Origin of the sequence: Marinobacter suaedae (assembly GCF_030519635.1) — a bacterium.
In the GTDB taxonomy this organism is placed as follows: domain Bacteria; phylum Pseudomonadota; class Gammaproteobacteria; order Pseudomonadales; family Oleiphilaceae; genus Marinobacter; species Marinobacter suaedae.
The window spans coordinates 770,339-791,274 of sequence record NZ_JAUMIS010000002.1 but is presented as its reverse complement, the minus strand read 5'-3'; the positions used below and the strand labels follow the sequence as shown (position 1 = coordinate 791,274).

Below are 20,936 nucleotides of genomic sequence, written 5' to 3'. Positions count from 1 at the left end.
TGAGGCATCAGTTCAGTTCTGGCCGTAAACCCGTTCCCGCTCATAGCGGTAATAGCCGGCTTCTTCCTCCGCCTGAATGATTTCCGCCATTTCTTGGCCAAGAATCTCTCTGGCAGCCTGATTCAACGCTTTGTCACGATCCGGGCCTGATTCGTAGGTTTCCAGAATGGTCTCGCGTCTTGCCTGGTATTGCTCGCCTTTGCTCCAGCGTTGGTCTCTGGTGCGATCAAGCTCGGACCACCGGTTAAGGGCGTCTTCGTTCATGCCCAATTCTGCGCGAATGCCCCGGAGAGTATCGTAGCGCTCCGAGGCCGGCTGCTGCTGAAGGTCGGCCTGGATGGAGGGGAGCGCGAGGAAGCGATCCGTCAGTTCCTGACGTCGGTTTTCCAGTACCAGATCCGCCTGATCTTCATAGGTTTGCTGGATGACTTCCGAATAGGTGCGTACTTTGCTGAGGGGGGAGCCGGTGCCAGCGTCAATCTGTTGAAGCGAGGTGGCCAATGCGTAGTTTCGGATTTCAGCCTGCCAGATCACTTCGGCATCTTCGCCGAACAGCTCTCTCCGCTTGGCCCACATAAAGGCGTGGCGTTCCTCAGGCGTCATGGCTTTCAGCGTGTAGCGCTCTTGCTCCATGAACGTCTTGTAGTCGAGCAGGGCGGTGAGCCTTTGTTTTAACGCTTCTCCGTGTTCGGGAAACCAGAGGTCAAGCAATGCGAGAAGGTTTTCCTGCCAATGTTCCGGATCGATGGCAGACAGGTAGCGCATCATTTCCTCGAGCAGTCGGATCTGGATTTTGGGTTCGCTCAGATGCTGGCCATAGTGTGCCCTTAGCTGCGCGCGAATGTCTTCCAGATTCTCATCTTTGGCAGCAGTCTGTGTCGTGACCAGGGATGTGGCGACTTCCGTCGTTTTATTGGCCGGTGTGGTCGCTATTGCATCGTTGGCGGGCGGAATGGGCACTTTTTCGTTCCGGACGTCGTGCCAGAAAAATGCAGCAATACCGATGGCAATGCTGGCGCAGGCGATACCGGAGACACCTTTCATGTTCACGCTGAAGATCTCCTGATTATTTTTGTCGTTATGGTCTGGTGCGGATAGGTTGCCGTGACTCTGATTGGTTGCCAAGTCGCGGTAGGAAAAAACGATCGATCAAAAAATGCACACGTGATAGTGGTCACAAAAACGCGCGAGTGGATACGATACAAATTAATTGTCTAATAATTAGACAGCCCGGTTGTCTGGACGGCAGTGAATAGTGCTGCCGAAAACCTGAGGGGGAAGTTCAGGGATGAGTAGTAGGAAAAGGAGATTGGCCCCTTAGTAATTTGGGTGGGAGTGTGACTCCAGACAGTAAGTACCGTGGTTAGGCTCACAAAAAAAACAAGAGGCTAACAACCATGAACAACATGAAACCCCTGAAAACACTTGGTGTAGCTGCCTGCTTTGTGGCTGCCGCAATGACCGCTTCCCAAGCGGCTGCCCGGACCGCAAACCAGACGAAATTCCCAATTGTATTCGCCCACGGCATGGCCGGTTTCGACGATATCCTTGGTTACGACTACTGGGGTGACGACTATGGGACCTACGTGCTGGATGCGTGCGATAAATTCCTGGAAGTAAACTGCAATGGCGGCATCAATGACAACCAGAGGAGTTACGTTTCTCAGGTGACGCCTTTCGAGAGCTCCGAAGTCCGTGGCCATCAACTGGCCAATAACATCGAAAGCTATATGGCCACCTCTGGCACCAGTTATGTGAACATTGTGTCCCACTCCCAGGGCGGTATTGACTCCCGCAAGGCGGCCAGGTTGCTCCGCGAGCGCAAGGGCTACCGGGTTGTGAAAACCCATGTGAGCGTGTCCTCACCGCATCGTGGTTCCCCCGTTGCCAAATACATCCTGGATCACTACGCCAACCGGGTCACCGAGACCCTGGCGAACTACTTCGGCAATATCGTTTACAACAACGGTAATGATGCCATCGCTGGTGCCAAGCAGCTGGTCTTCAACGATTACGATCCGAACGATGGCGTAACCACTGGTATGAAGGCGTTTAACCAGAAGTACCCGGTGAGCAGCACCTATATGGAACATTCCGCGTCGCTCATGACGGCCCAGGATGGTTCCGGCGTAAACCCCGCCCTCTGGCTGCTCAGTGAACTGATCTATGACATCGATGGCGACGGCTACTGCTATGAGGACTGCAACAACGACGGCGCGGCTGGCCAGGGTGATGGAAATCCCAACGAGCGTGATGACGACGGGTTGGTCGGCATAAACAGTCAGCAGCAGGGTTATCGACTGCAATATTATGAGTGCTTCGGCTGTCTGGATTATGTTTGGGAGCGAACCGAGTTGGGTTATGTGTCCGACATTAACCACCCGAACAGCACTCAGGCGACATCATCAACCTACGTCATTAATCAGGATCATCTGGATGTCATTGGTGTCGGCCCAGATACCTTTGACGAGATGGAGTTCTATGCAGCGATTACGGACTACATTGCCGATCGCGGCCACTGAACCAGCAGGTGAATGTTGTCAGTAACACAGGCCAGTCCTGCAAAGGGCTGGCTTTTTTGTCACGACTGTAAATTTCCCAACTTGGTCATATTTGCGTCATACTAGCTCTCGCGATGTTTTGGCCCAATCGGCTAGGGTGTTTGACGAGCTGAAGGGGCGGGCCTACGAGGGCAAGACAATGACGAAAAAGCACGACTTGAAAGGTGAACCCATCGTTTGGCAGGTGGGAAATTGCTATCTGGGAAATGTGCTGGTGGCCCGAACGTCAAAAGGTGTTTGTGCCGTCCTGCCTGGGGACTCGCCTGAGGAGTTGGTTGCCGAACTGGCCCGTCGCTTTCCCGGCGCCGAACTGGAACATTGCGGCAGCTACCGGGAAGACTGGTTCCAGGGGGTGATGGATTCCCTGGTGGATAGCCGAAAGGCGTCAAGTGTTCGCCTCGATCTCCGTGGCACGGCTTTCCAGCGCAAGGTGTGGAAAACGCTGCGGGAAATCCCCACCGGCAGTTGCGCCAGCTACAGCGAAGTGGCTCGCCAGCTGGGAATGCCTACCGGCTCCAGGGCTGTAGCCAGTGCATGTGCAGCCAACCCGGTTGCTGTGCTCGTACCCTGTCACAGGGTGCTTCGTCGTGATGGCAGTCTGTCAGGCTACCGATGGGGCCTGCAGCGTAAACGTGCACTTCTTGAGCACGAGCAGTCACTCTCCGAGCGCTGAGCCTCCCTTTACACGCCTCTGTCAAAATTTGATGAGCATCAAGCTCTGGTTGGGCTTATGCTTTAGGGTGATATCCATGATCAGAGAGACCGGACTTTTTGGCAGGCAGGAGGCGTTTTTATGAATAACCGCAAGGCAGAACTTGAAACCCTCAGGGCGGACTTGAAAGCCCGACTGGCGCGATATGAAGCCCATCAGCACCGGGAAGATGGTGCGCTGGATAAGGATTTTGAGGAGCAGGCGACACAAACTCAGAACGATGAGGTGGTTGATTCCCTTGAATCTGAAGTCCGTGTTGAGCTGGTGCAGATCGAACGGGCTCTTGAGCGGATTGCCCATGGTCTGGGTGACGAGTGCGAGTCTTGCGGAGAGCCGATAGATCCCCGGCGTCTTCAGGTGCTGCCTTATACCACTGTCTGTGTGGATTGCGCCGAAGACTGACCCGCCTCTGCCAGGGATGGTAGCGATGGATGCCCAATCGGTTTTCCGAACCCGCGGTCTCACTAAATCCTACGGTGAGGGCGATGTGCGAATCTGGGCTCTGCGAGGCGTTGATCTGGATCTTTACGCCGGCGAGCTGGTGGTTTTGCTGGGGGCTTCCGGTTCCGGAAAGTCCACTCTCCTGAACATCCTCGGTGGGTTGGATGTGCCTTCTTCCGGAGAGGTCTGGTACCGGAACACGGATCTGAGCCGGGCCGATGATCGGGCGCTCACTGCCTACAGGCGGGATCACGTGGGCTTCGTTTTTCAGTTCTATAACCTCATCCCGAGTTTGACGGCGTGGGAAAACGTTGCCGTGGTAACGGAGATCGCCGAGCACCCCATGGCGCCGGAGGACGCGCTGGCCATGGTCGGTCTGAAAGAACGGATTCATCACTTTCCTGCCCAGCTTTCAGGGGGGGAACAGCAGCGGGTCGCCATTGCCAGAGCCATTGCAAAATGTCCTGAAGTGCTTCTGTGCGACGAACCAACCGGTGCTCTGGATTCGGCCACCGGCATACTGGTTCTCGAAGCACTGGAAAAGGCCAACCGAGAGACCGGTACCACCACGGTCATCATTACCCACAACGCATCCATTGCGCGCATGGCAGACCGGGTAATCACGCTTTCCGATGGCCTGATCAGTGGCGAACAGAGAAACGCCACCCGAGCCTCCCCTCAAGACCTGAGTTGGTGACTCTGATGTTTTCAGTATCCGGAGTCCTCAATACCAAGGTTGTTCGTGAACTCTGGCAGATGAAAGGCCCTGTGCTGGCCATAGCATTTGTGATTGCCGGCGGGGTGGCTGTTTGTGTCATGTCCATTCTGTCCTATAGCACTTTGTCGATAACCCGTGCCCAGTATTACGAGCAGTACCGCTTTGGGGAGGTATTTGCGACGATCAAGCGAGCACCGGTTCATCGATTGCAACAGATGAAGTCGATTCCGGGCCTTGCTGAACTGAGCGACCGGGTGGAGGGCGGAGCGAAATTGCGAATGCCGGGATTCGACGAGCCAGTGTCTGCCCGAATCATTTCACTGCCCCGTGAAGGACAGCCCTCGCTTAATCGTCTGTTCGTCCATCGTGGGCGCTTGCCGTCACCCGGACGCAGTGCGGAAGTTGCGGTGATTGGCTCTTTTGCGGAGGCCCATGACCTTAAGCCTGGTGACCGCTTTCCGGCGATTATTAATGGACGGGAACAAACGCTGACCGTTACCGGTGTGGTGGAGTCGCCCGAGTTTATTTTTGTGATTCCGCCTGGCGGCCTGCTCCCGGACTTTCAGCGCTTTGGCGTGCTCTGGATGAGTCGGGATGATCTGGCCGCCGCCATGGAGATGGAGGGCGCGTTCAACAGTGTGGTTGTTCGGGTCCGGTCAGATCATTCTCTGGCAAGCGTGATCGATGCATTGGACCGCACGCTGGCACCGTTTGGGTCCACCGGTGCCTATGCCCGTGTTGATCAGGTGTCCCACCGCTTCCTGAACGACGACCTTGAGCAACTCAAGATCATGGCGACCCTGCTGCCGGCGATTTTCATGAGTGTGGCCATGTTTCTTCTGAATGTGGTCATTTCCCGGCTGGTCAATACGCAGCGCGACATCATCGCCGTCCTGAAAGCGTTCGGGTATACCACCCGACAGGTCGGCCTGCATTACAGCAAGCAGGTGCTGGTCATTGCAGCCCTGGGGCTGGTACTCGGTATCGGTGTTGGTTTGTGGCTTGGCCGCGCCATGAGCGAACTTTATATGGAGTTCTATCGGTTTCCTGGTCTTGCCTACCAGTTGCATCCCGTCTGGTTGCTGCTGATAACTGTGCTGACTTTTCTGGTGTCGCTCCTGGGTGGCTGGCGGGCGATCCGCCAGGGTACGGCACTGCCTCCAGCCGAGGCCATGAGACCGGAAGGCCCCGCCAGGTTCACGGTGACGACCGCTGAATCATGGTTATCCGGTATTCGTTGGTCCCAGCCGTCACGCATGATCTTGCGTCAGTTTGCCCGCCGGCCTGTACGAGCAGGCTTGTCGATCATAGGGGTCGCCATGGCAACGGCAACCGTGCTGGTCGGAAATTTCCAGTTCGATTCAGTATCCCTGATGGTGCAAACCCAGTTTGCTTCCGTCCAGAAGCAGGACATGACTGCAACTCTGGTTGATCCGGTTAATGCTGCTGCGCTCTATGGCATCCAGCGCCAGCAGGGAGTGCGCTTTGCCGAGGGGCGTCGAACAGTGCCGGTAAAGCTGATCAATGGTCACCGCCAGTGGCGCAGCGCGCTAACGGGCATTCCGAAAGATGCCGAACTGCAGTTTGTGCTGAACGAACACCTGGAATCGGTGCCATTGCCGGTGGGTGGGGTGCTGCTTACGGACTACCTCGCCCGCGAGCTAAATGTTCAGCCCGGGGACTGGCTGACTGTGGACATACTTGAAGGCGAGCGACGAAGTGTTCAGGTCCAAGTGACAGCGGTTACCGGGGAATTCCTCGGCACCGGTGCTTACATGCGTATCGATTCTCTGAACCGGTTGCTTGGCAACGGGCCGCTGATCAACCAGATCTTGCTGACCAATGATCCCGATGATGAAACCCATGTGTTTCGCGAGCTCCGGGATACGCCAGGAGTGGCGGGGGTTGCAACACGTCGTGCCATGCTTGAGAGTTTTTACGACACTCTGGGAAAGACGTTCCTGACGTTCACGTTCTTCAATAGTTTACTGGGCGGGATCATCGCTTTTGGGGTGATATACAACACCATCCGAATTTCCTTGGCGGAAAAGGGCCGGGAGTTGGCCAGCCTGAGGGTGCTGGGTTATACCCACCATGAAACCGCCCATATTCTGTTCGGTGAAGTGGCCGTTGTTCTGATTGCTGGAATTGGCGTCGGTTGGTTGATTGGCCAGGGGCTCGCCTACTGGCTAACGACAGCCATGCAAACAGAGCTATACCGTGTGCCGTTGATCATCACTGGGCAGACGCTGGGGATCTCTGCAGCGGTGGTGCTTGTGTCCGCGCTTGTTTCCGGGGCGGTCGCCTGGCGTCGACTGCGAGCTCTGGACCTTGTGGCTGTTTTAAAAACCAGGGAATAGTTCAATTGGGAGAGCGATCGGAGCAATCCGAGGCGGAACAGATAACAAATGACTGATCAGCGTGCTGTTGGAAAATGGATCTTCTGGTTGGCTTTTGCGGGACTCGTGGCCGCAGCCCTGTTTTGGGCTATTCGCCCCGAGCCAGTCTGGGTTGATCTGGCGGAGGTAGAGCGTGGACGCTTCGAGGTGTCGATAACCGAGGAGGGCAAGACGCGCGTCAAGGACCGATATCTCGTCTCGTCACCGGTTGCAGGGTACCTGCATAGGGTGAATTTCGATATCGGCGATCCGGTAAAACCCGGACAGTTACTGACAGAAGTCGACCCAATGCCCGCTGGTATTCTCGACGCCCGCAGCAGAGCGGAAGCCGAGGCTCGGGTGGGGGCTGCTCGCTCCGCACTCAACTCTGCACGTCAGAAAGTCGCGGCGGCTGAAGCCGAGGCTCGCTTTACGGCTGATGAGCTAAACCGGCTTGAGTCACTGAATCGCCAGCAGTTTGTCTCCGAGGAGCGTCTGCAACAGGCGGTGGCGGCCAAAAACCGGGCACAGGCCTTTCTGAATTCTGCCAGGTTTGATGAAGAAGTCATGGCCCATGAACTGGCCGCTGCACGAACACGACTTGAAGTGTCGGCTGCCCATTCCGATGGTGGGGAAGCTCTGGAGCGTGTCGGTGTGCGCTCACCCGTTCAGGGCGCGGTTCTGGGCATAATCCGGACAAGTGAAGGGGTAATTCAGGCTGGTGAACCCATCCTGGAGGTGGGTGATCCCGAGGCTCTGGAGGTGGTGGTTGATGTACTGAGTTTCGACGCGGTGAATCTGGCTCAGGGCGGGAATGTTCGACTGAGTGGCTGGGGTGGACAGACGCTGCAGGCTGTCGTCAGTCGGGTGGAGCCGGTTGGGTTTGAGGATGTGTCGGCACTTGGCGTGAAAGAGCGAAGGGTGCAGGTAGTGGCCGATATTATCAGTCCGGCGGAGAACTGGGAGGCATTGGGTGATGGCTATCGTGTTGATGCCACCTTCGTTCTTTGGTCGGAAGATGATGTGGTACAGGTGCCTGCATCGGCGGTGTTTCAGAATGACGAAGGAACCTATGTGTTTCGGGTAAGTGAGGGCAGGGCGCAGCAAGTTCAGGTATCTGAAGGCGAAAGCAACGGTCTTTATACCGCTATTAATGACGGGCTTGCTGCCGGGGATCGGGTGATTCGCCATCCTGACAGAAACCTTGAGGACGGTGATCGCGTTCGCGCACGCTGAACACACATTGATGACTCTAACAAGGAAAGGAATTCCATGACCCGATTTTCAGTTTCCGGTGTTGTCTGGTTCGTGATCTTTATTGCGGTACTGGTGTGGTCTGCGATCGAACCAAAGGACCGCGCGACCTGGGTATTGGAGGTGCTGCCTGCGGTTGTTGGTTTGTTTCTGGTGGGCTGGTGTGTCCTGCGTTTTCCACTGACGCCGCTGGTGTATTGGATGATTTTGCTACATGCCGTGATTCTGATGGTGGGCGGACACTACACCTACGCCGACGTTCCCCTTTTTGACCGGTTCAGTGAATGGTTCGGCTGGCAGCGCAACAACTATGACAAGCTAGGTCATTTTGCGCAGGGCTTCGTTCCTGCACTCATCGCCAGGGAACTGGTCATTCGTTTCGGGGTGTTCAGTGGCCGGGGCTGGATGTCGTTTTTTGTTGTGTGTTTCTGTCTCGCATTGAGCGCGTTCTATGAGCTGATCGAATGGTGGGTAGCCCTGGTCAGTGACGAGGCTGCCGACGCGTTTCTGGGTACCCAGGGGTATGTCTGGGATACACAGTCTGACATGGCCTGGGCGCTGTCAGGCTCCATTCTGGCACTGGCTTTGCTGTCCCGTCTGCACGATCAACAAATCCTCGAATTACATCGTTAGCCTTCAACCACGTAGCCGCCCTGAAGCGGAAAATCCGCTTCGGGATATCCACGGTTGCTGGACGACCTTGCTCTCGCAATCACGCCACTTTTGCCATTCGTAATCCAGCGTCGGTTAGTCTTGAACCAGTTCTCACCACGGGTTTTCGTGGCCCCCGCTGCAGGGATAGATTTGAGGCACAGTTATCTTTAAGAGCTCAGTCTTTTCGGTATCTTACCGTAACAACTTGTAACCCCTAATAAACCGCCAAACGAATAAAAACAGGGACGTCTTCTGACATGCTGCTGGTGCTCGCCGGATCCATTCTCACATTCACCATAGTGCAAGAAGCCACTGTGGTTGAGCCCATCGAAAAGGGCACCATCGTGATTGAGCAGGACGTCGATTCCGGGCCAGTAGAGTTTCGCACTGACGTTCGGGTTGAGCCGCTGGTCGAGCAGAAATACCGGAATATTGTTCGCCAGGCCTATGACTACAGTTGCGGCAGTGCAGCGCTGACCACGGTTCTCAATTTCTACATCGGGCGGCAACTTAACGAGCGTCAGGTGATGGAAGGCCTGTTGCACTACGGGGAAAGCGAGCGGATCGTTGAGCGCCGGGCGTTTTCGATGCTGGATATGAAACGACTGGTGACGGCATTGGGCTATCCGGCTGGAGGTTTTCGAGCAGGGATTGATGACCTGAGAGATCTGGACCATCCCGCCATCGTGCCGATCAACCATGCAGGGTTTAAACATTTCGTCGTACTCAGGACCATTCGGGATGGTCGTGTTTTTCTGGCGGATCCTGCGGTCGGGAACATTTCGTTCCCGCTGGCGGAATTCGAAGAGAAGTGGGACGACAACGTGCTCTTCATCGTGTTTCCCGGGAGCGATAAGCCGCTCGACAACCTGGAGTTGAAGGAAGAAGACCTTCGCTTTGTGGACGATCAGACCCTGACGCTTCTGGCTCTGGATCAGATTCCAGAATTTCACGAGGCGACAGAAAGACGTATCCAGAACCTGTTGGAACGTCAGAAAAACAATCCGGACGGTACCGTTGAGAACACGCGGAAGCAATTGCATTACCGTCGTCATTAATTTGCCGGGTAACGCACTCGGATCAGGAAAAATTATAAAGAAAGGGAGTCAGGATGAATCGTTGGTTTGTGCGAGGCGTTATCCTTGTTTCCACGGCTAGCTTCCTGCCGGGAGTAGCCCTGGCGCAGCAATCTAGCGTGGAGCAGGCGCGGGAGGCCTTGGCCAAACAGGAGGGGGACGAGGATTCGTCCAGCCAGCTGGAAGAGGTTTTTCAGGCTGCTGAGAAGAATTATTCACTGCAGCAGAAGGGTACTCACTCACTGAATTACTCGTTTGATTACTCCTATACGGGCGACCAGCGACTCGACCTTGATCTTATTGATGGCGCGATACGGAATCTGGATGTCGTGCCATCTGCAACCCACAGTTTCACGAACTCTTTTTCTTACGACTACGGTCTTCTGAATAACCTCACGGTCGGAACCCGGATTCCGCTCGTGGTGAAGTATGACACTCAGGATGAACTCTCCGTTTATGATTTCGGGGATATTTCATTTACTGCTCGTTGGCAGCCATTTGCTTATGTTCCGGGGCGGATGTCCACCACCTTCTTCGGCACTTTTACGACCAAAACCGGTGTGAGTCCTTACGAGATTGATATAAAGGAACAGCTCTCTACAGGGAGTGGGTACTACTCTGTAGCCGGGGGAGCGAGTTTCTCAAAAGTTCTGGATCCGGTCGTGATCTTTGGGTCTACCAGTGTTACCTACAATTTTTCCGTGGATGGCCTTGATCAGGTGCGTGGCGCCAGACGCCTTGTAAGTGTCGACCCGGGCTTTAGCCTCTCCGGATCCGCCGGTTTTGCCTATTCGCTTTCCTATGACATTTCGTTGAGTGTCTCTACCCAGTTCAGCTATAGCGACGAAACAGTCCTTACCTTCAGCCGGGGTGGCCAGGCCGTTGCTCAGGATCAGATGTCGGGCTTCCTGAGTATGTCCCTTGGAACACGGGTGAGCGATACCACAATTGTGAACACCAGCGTGGGGATCGGCTTGACCGAGGACGCGCCGGACTTCTCCCTGGGAGTCTCTCTACCCATTGATTTCTCTGGTCTCAAAGAGTGATGAGCTCCGACGTTATGCGGGAAAGGGAAGGTTTTCATGGGAAGTTCTAGCTACAAGCGGACGTTACTTGCAGCTCTCGTTGCCGGGTCGATCTCTGGTGGGGCCAGTGCCCAACTTGCGCAGAATCTTACGATTCATCCGAAGGCGATCTCACTGGGCAATGCGGTGACTGCAGATCCCCCGGGTATGATGGCTATTCACTATAACCCTGCCGGGTTGACCAAGCTTGATGATCGCCAGCTTGAAGTGAACCTCCTGAATGTTTATCTGGACATCGATGCCGACTTCATGGCGCCAGAAGGGTATGAGATTTTTGGCATCGATGGTTTGGAAACGGATCCATTGACTGGCAAGCAAAAGGATCCAGTGGCCAATACGCACAGCCATACCAATACGCTCGCATTGTTTGTGCCGGGCTATGGCATTTTGAGAATGCCTCCAGGCCCGGGTGTGGCTCCGTCTGCGGGGATCAGTATTCAGCCTCCGGGATCAAAACTGACTTTCGCCAACGCATTTTATCTCCCATTTGTTGCTGGTTATTACCGGGATAAGGATGACTCCGGCCGCTATCAGGCCCAGGCCAACGCGCTGCAGCGAACGACTTATCTTTCACCCACCGTTGGTTACGAGATTAATGACCAATGGTCGGTTGGTGCGGGGATACATCTGTCCCATATGGGCGTTGCCGCCGACCAGTTCATGCGGGCACCGAACATGCTGTTGGGTGTTGCGGAAATCCTTCAGGATGCGTTTAACTGCGAAAGCGGAAATGAGCCACTGGCACCGTGGATTGCCCTGTGCGGGGGTAACATAGGCCCGTGGGACGACATTGGTGCACTGAGCATTCAGGTTCAGGAAACCATATCGCCGACCTACACTCTGGGTGTTATGTGGGAACCAACGGATTGGTTTTCGTGGGGGGCCAGCTATTCCTCCGAAGCCGACATGAACCTCAAAGGCACCTTTGAGATTCAGTATACGGATGACTGGTCCGGTTTCTGGCAGGGCTTGAACAGCTCCGTTCTTGGTGCTATCAGTGCGGCCATCCTCAGTCTGCCGTCCGGTGCGCCCAAAGAAGCTGGTAACGTGAGTGCGGATCTCGTCTACCCCCAGCATTTTCAGACAGGCATCAGCGTTGATGTCCACCCGAAGCTTACCCTGAATGCCGATATTGGTTGGACGGATTTTGCTCAGTGGGATGCTTTTGAGTTCAAGTTCGACCGGAACCTGGAATTCCTGAACGCGGCTCGAATCTTGTCGCCAGAGAATGCGACCCCCAACTCTTTGCGTTTGCCGCTTGGATTCAAAAGCACCTGGAACTGGGGCTTTGGTGCAGAGTTTCATGCGTCAAGCCGATTGGATCTTAGAGCTGGTGTAGAGATACGGGATTCAGCCATTCCCGATGACCAGATGCAGGTTTTGGCGCCCTTGGGCGATGCAAAACTGTATAGTCTGGGTATGGGCTATAAGTGGGATCGGGATACAAATGTCGACCTGTTCCTGGCCTACATGCAGACCATCGAATACATACCTGCCAATGGTAGTTGTAACGTTAACTGCGATAACCTGACCAATATCATCTATAACCCATACGCAGGACTGGATATTAAAACCTCGATGAGGATAGCCATGGCTGGCCTCAGTTTTCGAACCAAGTTCTGACGCGGTTGGCTGAAGTTACCAAGTGGAATCGTTGGATGAGAGCAGTTCTGCCAAATAAAGTGGTTTTGGCGTCTCTGATAGCTTTTATGGTTTCAGGTTGCCAGATTGGCGGAGCGCCCGTTTCTGACAGGGACGGCTATTTCACTTGGGTTGATGAAATGGGGCGCGTCCAGTATTCCCGGATTGTGAATAATCCGGAGGACGAAAATGATGCCAGCGAAGATCCTGTCCACGCCAAACTAGCGGAAGTCCCTGTTGAATCCCTCGACGAAGACACCGAATTTACCCTCGAGAATTATCCCGACGGTAATCAGCTCGAGCGAGATGGTTACATTCGACCTGGTGAGCCTTTGCCCTATTTCACCTGGCGGGACGCAGAGGGAAATGTCCGGGTCAGCTATTTCCGTCCGGACACTCGTTCGGAGTTGGAGAAGGGAACAGTCGCCGCACCGGTTGAGCTTTCTCCCGCCAGTATTTATCAGACCGGGTCGTCAGTCATGCCTTTGCCGGATCAGGTCGAAGGGGCTGATCCCAATGCGTTTGCCATTCTTGGAATCGAATCCGGCGCTGACGACTACCTGGCCCGCTTTGGCGAATCCTGTTGCCTTGCGTTGAGAAGGGGCGAACACTCAGAGTGGCAGCAGGGGCGGGCGTTCGGAGTTGATATTTCCGAAGATTCGCCAGCCCATGACTTCCTGTCAGGAAGCAGCCCCTATCATCTTGTGGCGTTGTCCAGCGTCATAGACCAGCCCGATTTTATTATGCGCCTTCGTTCCTACGCATCGGATGGGGTGTTTGTTCCATCCTTGTTGTTCCTGGACCGTGATTTTCAGCCACTGCGTCTGGTGACGGATATGGTCAGCGCCTACACCCCGGAGTCCTGGAGTCGGCTCGGATTTCTCGAGTCGTTTATTCCGGTTTTCCCGGGCGAAGGCGAGCGCTGGGTCGTTATTTTCACCCGACAGGAAGACCTGGCCGGGCAAACAGTCGTCGAGGGACGCAGGGGGCCCCGCGCTATACCCCACGTCGCAGCGGGTGAGTTGGGGCTCATGAGGGTTGAGGACTGAAATCAGTGGTTAGTCCTCTGGCTGATTGAGGTCGAGCCAAGGCTGCGACAGCCAGTAATATCGCCCGTTTCCGTCGGGGTAGGTGCAGTTGTAACGGAAACGCCGAGTGTCAAACGCTTGCGGGGCACGGATGCTGGCGCTGCTGTCATTTACCTTCACCTTGATTCTTCCCATACCCGAGCCAAAGCAGTTCAGGCGCTTTGGGCTGAAGCCGGCGGACAGCCTAATTGACAAGTGGGGAGGGTTGCTCTTGATCACACTGTCCGGAAGTTGATCTGCTGACACAGGCAAGGCCCTGCTCAGCAGTTTGGTTTCGAGTGATTCAAGCCGACCAAAGGCGTTGGCCATGGGAAACCGGGGCAAGCGTGTTGGCGACGAGGAGGGACCGATAGCTCCGGAATGCTGACCGAAACCATACCAGTTTCTTTCGGCGATGTGCTGTTCCAGCGCCCGGTCAAACTCGCCATAAGGGTAGGCAAACATGGATGCCGTGGTGCCCACGTTTGTTTTGAGGGCCTGCTGTGCCTGGTCGAGGCTTGCCTCGATACGCTTTTTCCAACCATCCATGGATTCATCTAACCTCCGAGCCAGGTGGCCGTGGTCTGCACTGTGATTTGCCAGCGTTACCAGCTCATTACCGGCCAGCTCTTCCAGTTGCTTCCAGGTCAGATAACCGGGGGATCCTATGGCTTGGGTATTGACGAACACCGTAAACGGATAGTTGTGTTCGGCCAGGGTCGGGAGCGCATTGCTAATAACCGATTCGTAGGCGTCATCGAAGGTCAGGGCGATGCGATTCTCTTCGTCGAGATTGCCGGCCAGGGCATCCTGAGTGCCGCTCTCCAGAACTACGACCTCCAGTCCGAGCCGGGAAATCATGTCCATCTGGGCATCAAACAGGGATGGCGATGTGCTGGTGGCCGGAGGGGTTTTGTCGCTGACATGATGGTATTGCAGGACTACAAGGTCAGCTGAAAGATAACCAGGGACCAAAAGAATTGCCAAAAACAGGGCAAACTGATGGATCAGTCGAAAAAACATGGGGCTTCCTCAAGAAAACTATACCGCGTTGAGTTAGCTGCCGCGATTGAAGTGAGTTTTGAAAACGGAGAAGGCTTCATTTAGCCGCTGAATTTCCCCGGTATCGCCGCCGCGATCCGGGTGAGCCTGCATCACGGCGCGCCGGAAACGGTGTTTTACCTCGGAAAAAGACGTTGGTATACCCTCGAAATTGAGAACTGCCGAGGCGTGTTTCAGGTCGCCTTCTGCCGGTTTGCGCCCGGTTCTGCCAGCCAAGAAATCGTCCATCATTTGCTGAATGACGGAGTCTCCTAGCTGGTAGTGCGAAAGATCCAGATAAAACTCCCGGAGCTTGTCAGTCGCATCTGGTAGCCCGTCTCCACTGACCATCGGTTGGGCCGAGAGGCTTATGTTGAGCGCTGAAATGCTGAGGCTCATATCCGAGTCGGCCAACTGGTCCCGCAGGCGAAAGAGCACGTGAAACAGCAAAAAGTGAACGGGGTAAAGTTTCTCGGGTTCGCTGAACTGGATGCTGCCGAATAATTCCCAGGGGGGATTCTGCAGTGCTTTCAACAAATGCAATTCACTCATGCCATCCGGTGCCAGCCTGAGCTCGTGCTCGACAGCCACCATCAGGTGCAGGATTCGTTGTTCCAGGGCTTGATGATAGGCGCCCGGCACATCATTACGACGCCGGGCGGAAGGGCTAGGATGGTTCATGGCCCAATCTTAGGGTACTTGGACCGTTCAGGAAACCTTCGTTAGCTCCGGAATTCCCCCGAGGAACAGCGCAGTCGAAAACCGTGCCGCGCGATGTGCCTCGGTGTCCGCCGATTCCGGTTTCTGGTGAGCTCGCCTCGCAACTTTCAGGCTGAGTTCGTATGCCACTCCGAAAAAAGCTGCGCACAGGTATTCGGTATCGATATCCGGCAGGAGCCCGCGTTCCTTGGCTTCCTGCACATCGGCTTCAAGCGATAGCATACTTAACCTGAGCAGACCCGAGCCGAACAGCTTTTGCAGGGCCTGGTCATTGCGGTGCGCTAACTCGTAGATCAGGGGATCCCTGGCGGTGGCTGAATAGAGCGCAAGATAAGCTGAGTGAATAAATTCGTTGGTGGTTCCCGCAGAGCGCCGGCTTTTGGTCAGGTCCTGATTCATTTGAGTCAGGAAGTCCGTTAGCAGGGCAACAAATATGTCCTGCTTACTGGAGAAAGAATTGTAGAAGGTGCCGGCAGCCAGGCCGGTGCGTTTTATGATGTCCCGAATGGTCGCGTTGTCGTAGCCCAGTTCGCTGAAGCATTCCCGGGCCGCATTGAGAATGGCTTTGCGGTTTCGAATCCGGTTCTGCTCTCTTTTCCCCGGGAGCTTCCGGTTTTTTGGCAACATATCCATGTTGTTTTCCTGTATGTCACTGCATCCTTGTGACGAGTATAATTCGTCGCTCGTAAATTTCTGAACCTGATGGGTATGTCCAAAGCAATGATTGCCAGTCCCGAAACAACGCAGGGCTCCGAGTTGGAGCGCCGACAGAAGCTGGAGCTGAATAAACTGCAGAAGCGTCTGCGCCGAGAGATGGGGCAGGCCATTGCTGATTTCTCGATGATTGAGGCCGGCGATAAAGTCATGTGCTGCCTGTCCGGAGGCAAGGATTCCTATGCCATGCTGGACATTCTGCTGAATTTGCAGAAGAGCGCCCCGGTTTCCTTTGAGCTGATTGCTGTCAACCTTGATCAGAAGCAGCCGGGTTTCCCGGAGGAGGTATTGCCGGGCTATCTGGAAACTCTGGGTATCGAGTACCACATCATCGAGAAGGATACCTACAGTATTGTTAAGGAAAAAGTGCCCGAAGGGAAGACCACCTGCGGCCTTTGTTCGCGCCTACGTCGCGGAATTCTTTATAATTTTGCCGAAGAGCACGGAGTGACCAAGATCGCGCTGGGGCACCACCGCGACGATCTTCTGGAAACTCTTTTCCTGAATATGTTCTATGGTGGCAAGCTGAAATCCATGCCGCCAGTGCTGCACAGTGATGACGGCCGGAACACCGTCATTCGACCTCTGGCGTATGCCCGTGAAAAAGACATTGCCCGTTATGCCGCCCTGCGGGAGTTTCCGATTATTCCGTGTAATCTCTGTGGCTCGCAGGAAAATCTGCAACGGCAGGTGATCAAGGATATGTTTCAGACCTGGGATAAGCAGCACCCCGGGCGTCTCGAAACCATGTTCCGGGCTATGTGCAACGTAGAGCCTTCCCACTTGGCAGACAACGACCTGTACGATTTCCGCGAAAACAAGCGGCTTGGGGGCAAGCGCCAGGCCGTCGTTCAGGGTGTTGAGGCCTGCGAGCCTGCCGAAACAACCGACTATGGGCGGCTGGACGTACTCAATATCTGACGTTTAGTGGCCTGCAAGCCAGGGCAGGGGGAGGGTCCAGATCCCGAAGAGGATCAGGAGGACGCCCGCTGCCCGGCGCACACCGGTGCGTCCCTGTAATGCTTTGATCCAACCAGCAGCATAACCTGTGGCCAGCATGGAAGGCAGGGTGCCCAGCCCGAAAAAGACCATGGTCAGGGCTGCTGAACCGACCGTGGGTTGAAGCGCTGCCCAGCCAAGGGTGCTGTAGATCAGCCCACAGGGCAACCAGCCCCATAATGCACCCAGTGCCAGAGCCTGCCCCGTATGGTGTACGGGCAAAAAGCGCTGGGTAAGCGGGGAGAGGCGTTTCCAGATCGGGGCTCCCACGCGCTCCACGTAACGAATTCCCTGCCACCACTGGCCCATCGACAGTCCCATCAGGATCAGAAGCGCCCCCGCTATACTCCTCAAAACCGGCGCCAACTGGGACCATTGATGGGCTGCAGAAGTACTCGCGAGGGCAACGATGGCTGCGATGAGCGCATAGCTGGTGATTCGGCCGCCGTTAAACGCCAGCAGCATCAGGGTTTGTCGGAGCCGGAATCCCTGCCCAACGGGCAGGGCCATGGACAGTGACGCACTGATTCCACCGCACATACCGAGACAGTGGGCGCTGCCCAGCAGTCCGATCAGAAACGCGCTTGGGTAACTGAGGTAAAGCTCCGGGCTCATGCGTCTTTGGTCGGGTCCTTGGCGCTGTTTGCCGCGTCATCTTCTGTATTGGCGGAAGTGCCAGGGGAGGTCGATTTGTCGACGCGAGCCTCGTCCGGAATCTTGTCCTCGTCATCATCGTAGAGGATGCGGTGTGCAGGCCCTTCAAGGTCGTCGTACTGGCCGCTCTTTACCGCCCAGGAAAAGAGCAGGATGCCAATGGCCACCACCAGCAACACCAGGGGGACAAGAATAATGACTATTTGCACGATCTAACCTCTTGGACACTATCCGGCTACGGTATCAGGACACAAGCTGTGCGCCAACTCTCGCGCCTTCTTCCGGGGCGTGAAGCAGGGGTGGGCGGGCCAGGCGAAGAGCATTCAACACCACCACCAGCGAGCTTGCAGACATGCCAAGGGCTGCAAGCCAGGGCGGTACCATTCCTGCCGCGGCCAGGGGCAAGGCAGTTACGTTGTAAACCAGTGCCCAGATCAGGTTCTGGCGAATCACCCGGCGGGTATCCTGACTGGTCTTGATGGCTTCGGAGAGCTGGCTCAATTGGCCATTCAGTAATACCGCGTCCGCATGCAGCTGGGTCAGGTCGGCGGCCGAGCCCATGGCCACGGAAATGCCCGCGCCCGCCATGGATGGCAGGTCGTTGATGCCATCCCCCACCATCATGACTTTATGACCCTGCTCGCTTAAATCCTGCAGCACCTCGAGTTTTCGTTCCGGCGATGCTTGCCCAATGGCGTCATCAATCCCCAACGCCGTAGCCACCTGTTGGACGTGATTCGAGCGGTCGCCACTGAGCAGCATAACCCGGATACCGCGATCTTTGAGATCGGCTATGGCCTTCTGGGCGTCTGCCCTGGGCTGGTCGTCGAGGCAGAAACAAGCCAGCCATTCTGAGCCTGAGGCCAGCCAGACCTCCATGCCGTTCGAGGATTCCACGCTCGGGGCGGGCAGCTCTGTCTGGGACTGAACAAATTCCCGGTGACCGATGTACAGGGCTTTTTCGCCAAGGGTGCCTGACAATCCTCCTCCCAGGTGATTCTGTACCTGACTCACGCTGGTGGCGGACAGGTCACTGAAAACCCTGGCAATGGGGTGCTCGGAGTGCCGTTCGAGCCCAGCGGCGAGCTTCAGACAGCTGGCTTCGTCTATGCTCCCGGTGACCTTGACGGAAGCCAGTCTGAGCCGGCCTTCGGTCAGTGTGCCGGTTTTGTCGAACACCACCGTGTCGATGGCATTCATGGATTCCAGGGTATGGCCCCTCGTTGGCAGAAAGCCCAGTCTCCGGAGTTTCATGGTGGCGGCAGTGATGGCGGTCGGCGTTGCCAGTGACAGGGCGCAGGGGCAGGTCACCACCAGTACCGACAGGGTGATGTCGAATGCGTTGTCGGCACCTGCCAGCCACCAGCCAATCCAAACGACCGGGGCGAGAATCAGGACGCGTCCCACAAACTTGCCGGCCATCTGATCTGCCATGCGGGCCACCGGTGGCTTCTCGGATTGCACACGATCGAGCACCCGAAGGATTCCGGACAATCGTGTCTGAGAGCCGGAACGGGTGACTTCCACATCAATCGGGTTTTCCCCATTAACGCTACCCGCGTGCACGGCATCGCCTGTTGACCGGGTTTCGGGCAGGTATTCGCCGGTGAGCGCCGCTTCATTGAGGGTGGAGTGGCCGCTGACAATCGTGCCATCGACAGGTAGCGTTTCACCGGGCCGAACGCGAACGGTGTCGCCCGGCCGGATCTCGTGGGCCGGAACCACGCTGGTATCTCCGTCCTGAACCCTCGTGGCAACGGTGGGCTGGAACCCGGCGAGTGCGTTGCCGGTCAATCCCGCCCGGAATCGTGCGCGGACTTCGACGTAACGGCCCAGTAGCAGGAAGAAGGTGAACATGCACACCGACTCAAAATACACTTCCTCTCCCCCGACAGCCGTCACCCAGGCGCTGGCCAGATAGGCCAGGCCAATGGCGATAGCCACGGGAACGTCCATGGTCAGGTGCCGGGACTGGATATCCCGCTGGGCATTCCTGAAAAACGGCGCGGCGCTGTAAAACACCACCGGTGTGGTGATCAGCAAGCTGACCCAGCGAAAGAAGCTGACAAAGTCGGAGGATAAGTCGTTCACCATCTCGAAGTAGAGCGGGAACGCCAGCATCATACTCTGGAATGACCCGATGCCGGCCAGAGTCAGCCGGATCAGCATCGAGCGATGCTCGGATCGTAACTGCTGCTCCACCTCGTCAGCCTGATAGGGACGGGCTGTGTAGCCGAGTTCGTGGATGGCAATCAGCAAATCGCTGAGTTTCGCCTGATTCTGGGCCCAGACGAGCCGGGCGCGCTGGGTGCTGTGATTCACTGAAAAAGACAGCACGCCAGACTGTTTCTTCATGTGGTTTTCCAGCAGCCAGATACAGGCGGCACAGGTGATACCACCAATCAGCAACTGGGCTTCCTGGCCGCCCTTTACCGGCGAGACAAATGCCTGCTGGATGAGCGGGTGATCGAGTTCGCGGATCCGTTCCAGTTGCGGTTTGGTCAGTTGCCTGGGGGTGACGGCGGGCTCAGTACGGAAGTTGTAGAAGCCGGTGAGCCCTTCCGCGTGGATGGTTTCGCACACGGCTTTACAGCCCTGGCAGCAAAAGTGGCGCGATTGCCCGTCGAGCTCCAGGGTGATGGGCGGCTCACCGGCCGCCGGTTCACCGCAGTGGTAACAGGCCGGTGAGGTCACTCCTGCTCAGCGTCCTTTGCCTTGATAACCAGGGACTCCTTGGGCAACCAGGCTTCGCCTTTCAGGCGCCACGTGTTGTCCGGGCCACGCAGGTCGAAATACCAGCGACCATCGATATCTTCCAGCAATTGCGCCTCATACCTGCCGTTACCGATAGCGCGGAACTGAACAGTGCGGTCGTACTTGGAGAGCGTGGGGTGGAACAGGTTAAGGATCAGATAATCGAAGTCTGCTGCACCCTCGTCGGAATTCAGTGAGAGGGTAACCTGACGGCCATCAAAGGCCATGTCGCCGGTCAGGCCCAGGTCGGTGGCCTTCTGGTCCCGGGCGATTTCATAATTGATGCCTCGTCCCTGCTTGGAATAATCGTCGGTCACCATGGTGTCTTCCATGCTCAGGGCGACGGTCAGCATGACAGCGCACCAGGTAATAGCAGCCAGGGGGAAAATGGTCAGGAACCAGAACCAGGGTTGGCGGTACCAGGGTGCGACCGGGGATTGATCAGACATGTTACTCATTCTCTTGGT

The 20,936-nt window shown here is 56.0% G+C and carries 20 protein-coding genes; 12 read left to right on the top strand and 8 right to left on the bottom strand.

Annotation, left to right across the window (positions count from 1 at the left end; translation table 11 throughout):
* Positions 1–12: 12 nt before the first annotated feature.
* Positions 13–1,050 (bottom strand): hypothetical protein, encoded by a 1,038-nt coding sequence (locus tag QVZ43_RS12505; RefSeq protein WP_302910195.1) that lies wholly within the window; start codon positions 1,048–1,050, stop codon positions 13–15.
* 347 nt (positions 1,051–1,397) lie between these two features.
* Between QVZ43_RS12505 and QVZ43_RS12500 the strand changes: the two genes are divergently transcribed.
* The 11 genes from QVZ43_RS12500 to QVZ43_RS12450 all read left to right on the top strand — a co-directional run bounded on the left by QVZ43_RS12500 (position 1,398) and on the right by QVZ43_RS12450 (position 13,569).
* Complete coding sequence (locus tag QVZ43_RS12500; RefSeq protein ID WP_223793238.1) at positions 1,398–2,522, top strand: esterase/lipase family protein; 1,125 nt, start codon at positions 1,398–1,400, stop codon at positions 2,520–2,522.
* 178 nt (positions 2,523–2,700) lie between these two features.
* The gene (locus tag QVZ43_RS12495) at positions 2,701–3,234 is read left to right on the top strand and encodes a methylated-DNA--[protein]-cysteine S-methyltransferase (RefSeq protein ID WP_302910194.1); all 534 of its coding nucleotides are present in this window, start codon (positions 2,701–2,703) and stop codon (positions 3,232–3,234) included.
* A gap of 120 nt (positions 3,235–3,354) precedes the next feature.
* Positions 3,355–3,675, top strand: a complete 321-nt coding sequence (locus tag QVZ43_RS12490) for a TraR/DksA family transcriptional regulator (RefSeq protein WP_223793240.1) — start codon at positions 3,355–3,357, stop codon at positions 3,673–3,675.
* 25 nt (positions 3,676–3,700) lie between these two features.
* Positions 3,701–4,411 (top strand): ABC transporter ATP-binding protein, encoded by a 711-nt coding sequence (locus tag QVZ43_RS12485; protein WP_223793241.1) that lies wholly within the window; start codon positions 3,701–3,703, stop codon positions 4,409–4,411.
* Positions 4,412–4,416: 5 nt separating this feature from the next.
* Complete coding sequence (locus QVZ43_RS12480) at positions 4,417–6,792, top strand: ABC transporter permease (protein WP_302910193.1); 2,376 nt, start codon at positions 4,417–4,419, stop codon at positions 6,790–6,792.
* A gap of 48 nt (positions 6,793–6,840) precedes the next feature.
* Entirely contained in the window at positions 6,841–8,046 is a 1,206-nt protein-coding gene (locus QVZ43_RS12475) for an efflux RND transporter periplasmic adaptor subunit (protein ID WP_302910192.1), read from the top strand.
* 36 nt (positions 8,047–8,082) lie between these two features.
* Positions 8,083–8,697, top strand: a complete 615-nt coding sequence (locus QVZ43_RS12470) for a DUF2238 domain-containing protein (protein WP_302910191.1) — start codon at positions 8,083–8,085, stop codon at positions 8,695–8,697.
* A gap of 278 nt (positions 8,698–8,975) precedes the next feature.
* The gene (locus QVZ43_RS12465) at positions 8,976–9,776 is read left to right on the top strand and encodes a C39 family peptidase (protein ID WP_223793245.1); all 801 of its coding nucleotides are present in this window, start codon (positions 8,976–8,978) and stop codon (positions 9,774–9,776) included.
* 53 nt (positions 9,777–9,829) lie between these two features.
* Positions 9,830–10,840 (top strand): transporter, encoded by a 1,011-nt coding sequence (locus tag QVZ43_RS12460; protein WP_302910190.1) that lies wholly within the window; start codon positions 9,830–9,832, stop codon positions 10,838–10,840.
* A gap of 36 nt (positions 10,841–10,876) precedes the next feature.
* A complete protein-coding gene (locus tag QVZ43_RS12455; protein ID WP_302910189.1) occupies positions 10,877–12,502 on the top strand; it encodes an OmpP1/FadL family transporter in 1,626 nt (541 codons plus the stop codon).
* A 158-nt stretch (positions 12,503–12,660) separates the two neighbouring features.
* Positions 12,661–13,569: a MalM family protein gene (locus tag QVZ43_RS12450; RefSeq protein ID WP_302910188.1), complete on the top strand. Its 909-nt coding sequence runs from the start codon at positions 12,661–12,663 to the stop codon at positions 13,567–13,569.
* Between the two features lie 9 nt (positions 13,570–13,578).
* On the opposite strand, the gene QVZ43_RS12445 is transcribed toward QVZ43_RS12450, so the two are convergent.
* From QVZ43_RS12445 to QVZ43_RS12435, 3 genes are read right to left on the bottom strand one after another with little or no spacing between them, the layout of a single operon-like run.
* Positions 13,579–14,610 carry a polysaccharide deacetylase family protein gene (locus QVZ43_RS12445; protein ID WP_302910187.1) on the bottom strand — a complete coding sequence of 344 codons (1,032 nt, stop codon included), beginning with the start codon at positions 14,608–14,610 and terminating at the stop codon, positions 13,579–13,581.
* A gap of 33 nt (positions 14,611–14,643) precedes the next feature.
* Entirely contained in the window at positions 14,644–15,309 is a 666-nt protein-coding gene (locus tag QVZ43_RS12440) for a DNA-J related domain-containing protein (RefSeq protein ID WP_302910186.1), read from the bottom strand.
* Positions 15,310–15,336: 27 nt separating this feature from the next.
* The gene (locus tag QVZ43_RS12435) at positions 15,337–15,981 is read right to left on the bottom strand and encodes a TetR/AcrR family transcriptional regulator (protein WP_302910185.1); all 645 of its coding nucleotides are present in this window, start codon (positions 15,979–15,981) and stop codon (positions 15,337–15,339) included.
* A 75-nt stretch (positions 15,982–16,056) separates the two neighbouring features.
* Between QVZ43_RS12435 and ttcA the strand changes: the two genes are divergently transcribed.
* Positions 16,057–16,983: a tRNA 2-thiocytidine(32) synthetase TtcA gene (gene ttcA / locus QVZ43_RS12430; RefSeq protein ID WP_302910184.1), complete on the top strand. Its 927-nt coding sequence runs from the start codon at positions 16,057–16,059 to the stop codon at positions 16,981–16,983.
* Between the two features lie 3 nt (positions 16,984–16,986).
* On the opposite strand, the gene QVZ43_RS12425 is transcribed toward ttcA, so the two are convergent.
* From QVZ43_RS12425 to QVZ43_RS12410, 4 genes are read right to left on the bottom strand one after another with little or no spacing between them, the layout of a single operon-like run.
* The gene (locus tag QVZ43_RS12425) at positions 16,987–17,676 is read right to left on the bottom strand and encodes a sulfite exporter TauE/SafE family protein (RefSeq protein WP_223793253.1); all 690 of its coding nucleotides are present in this window, start codon (positions 17,674–17,676) and stop codon (positions 16,987–16,989) included.
* On the bottom strand, positions 17,673–17,924 hold the full coding sequence (gene ccoS, locus QVZ43_RS12420; protein ID WP_302910183.1) for a cbb3-type cytochrome oxidase assembly protein CcoS: 252 nt from the start codon (positions 17,922–17,924) through the stop codon (positions 17,673–17,675). The genes QVZ43_RS12425 and ccoS overlap by 4 nt, the downstream gene beginning before the upstream one ends.
* Positions 17,925–17,958: 34 nt before the next feature.
* Positions 17,959–20,409 carry a heavy metal translocating P-type ATPase gene (locus tag QVZ43_RS12415; protein WP_302910182.1) on the bottom strand — a complete coding sequence of 817 codons (2,451 nt, stop codon included), beginning with the start codon at positions 20,407–20,409 and terminating at the stop codon, positions 17,959–17,961.
* The gene (locus QVZ43_RS12410; RefSeq protein ID WP_302910181.1) at positions 20,406–20,918 is read right to left on the bottom strand and encodes a FixH family protein; all 513 of its coding nucleotides are present in this window, start codon (positions 20,916–20,918) and stop codon (positions 20,406–20,408) included. The genes QVZ43_RS12415 and QVZ43_RS12410 overlap by 4 nt, the downstream gene beginning before the upstream one ends.
* Between the last annotated feature and the right edge of the window lie 18 nt (positions 20,919–20,936).

Coding starts and splice junctions, on each gene's coding strand:
- QVZ43_RS12500 (WP_223793238.1), top strand. CDS start 1,398: ATGAACAACATGAAACCCCTGAAAACACTTGGTGTAGCTGCCTGCTTT.
- QVZ43_RS12495 (WP_302910194.1), top strand. CDS start 2,701: ATGACGAAAAAGCACGACTTGAAAGGTGAACCCATCGTTTGGCAGGTG.
- QVZ43_RS12490 (WP_223793240.1), top strand. CDS start 3,355: ATGAATAACCGCAAGGCAGAACTTGAAACCCTCAGGGCGGACTTGAAA.
- QVZ43_RS12485 (WP_223793241.1), top strand. CDS start 3,701: ATGGATGCCCAATCGGTTTTCCGAACCCGCGGTCTCACTAAATCCTAC.
- QVZ43_RS12480 (WP_302910193.1), top strand. CDS start 4,417: ATGTTTTCAGTATCCGGAGTCCTCAATACCAAGGTTGTTCGTGAACTC.
- QVZ43_RS12475 (WP_302910192.1), top strand. CDS start 6,841: ATGACTGATCAGCGTGCTGTTGGAAAATGGATCTTCTGGTTGGCTTTT.
- QVZ43_RS12470 (WP_302910191.1), top strand. CDS start 8,083: ATGACCCGATTTTCAGTTTCCGGTGTTGTCTGGTTCGTGATCTTTATT.
- QVZ43_RS12465 (WP_223793245.1), top strand. CDS start 8,976: ATGCTGCTGGTGCTCGCCGGATCCATTCTCACATTCACCATAGTGCAA.
- QVZ43_RS12460 (WP_302910190.1), top strand. CDS start 9,830: ATGAATCGTTGGTTTGTGCGAGGCGTTATCCTTGTTTCCACGGCTAGC.
- QVZ43_RS12455 (WP_302910189.1), top strand. CDS start 10,877: ATGGGAAGTTCTAGCTACAAGCGGACGTTACTTGCAGCTCTCGTTGCC.
- QVZ43_RS12450 (WP_302910188.1), top strand. CDS start 12,661: ATGGGGCGCGTCCAGTATTCCCGGATTGTGAATAATCCGGAGGACGAA.
- QVZ43_RS12445 (WP_302910187.1), bottom strand. CDS start 14,610: ATGTTTTTTCGACTGATCCATCAGTTTGCCCTGTTTTTGGCAATTCTT.
- QVZ43_RS12440 (WP_302910186.1), bottom strand. CDS start 15,309: ATGAACCATCCTAGCCCTTCCGCCCGGCGTCGTAATGATGTGCCGGGC.
- QVZ43_RS12435 (WP_302910185.1), bottom strand. CDS start 15,981: ATGGATATGTTGCCAAAAAACCGGAAGCTCCCGGGGAAAAGAGAGCAG.
- ttcA (WP_302910184.1), top strand. CDS start 16,057: ATGTCCAAAGCAATGATTGCCAGTCCCGAAACAACGCAGGGCTCCGAG.
- QVZ43_RS12425 (WP_223793253.1), bottom strand. CDS start 17,676: ATGAGCCCGGAGCTTTACCTCAGTTACCCAAGCGCGTTTCTGATCGGA.
- QVZ43_RS12410 (WP_302910181.1), bottom strand. CDS start 20,918: ATGTCTGATCAATCCCCGGTCGCACCCTGGTACCGCCAACCCTGGTTC.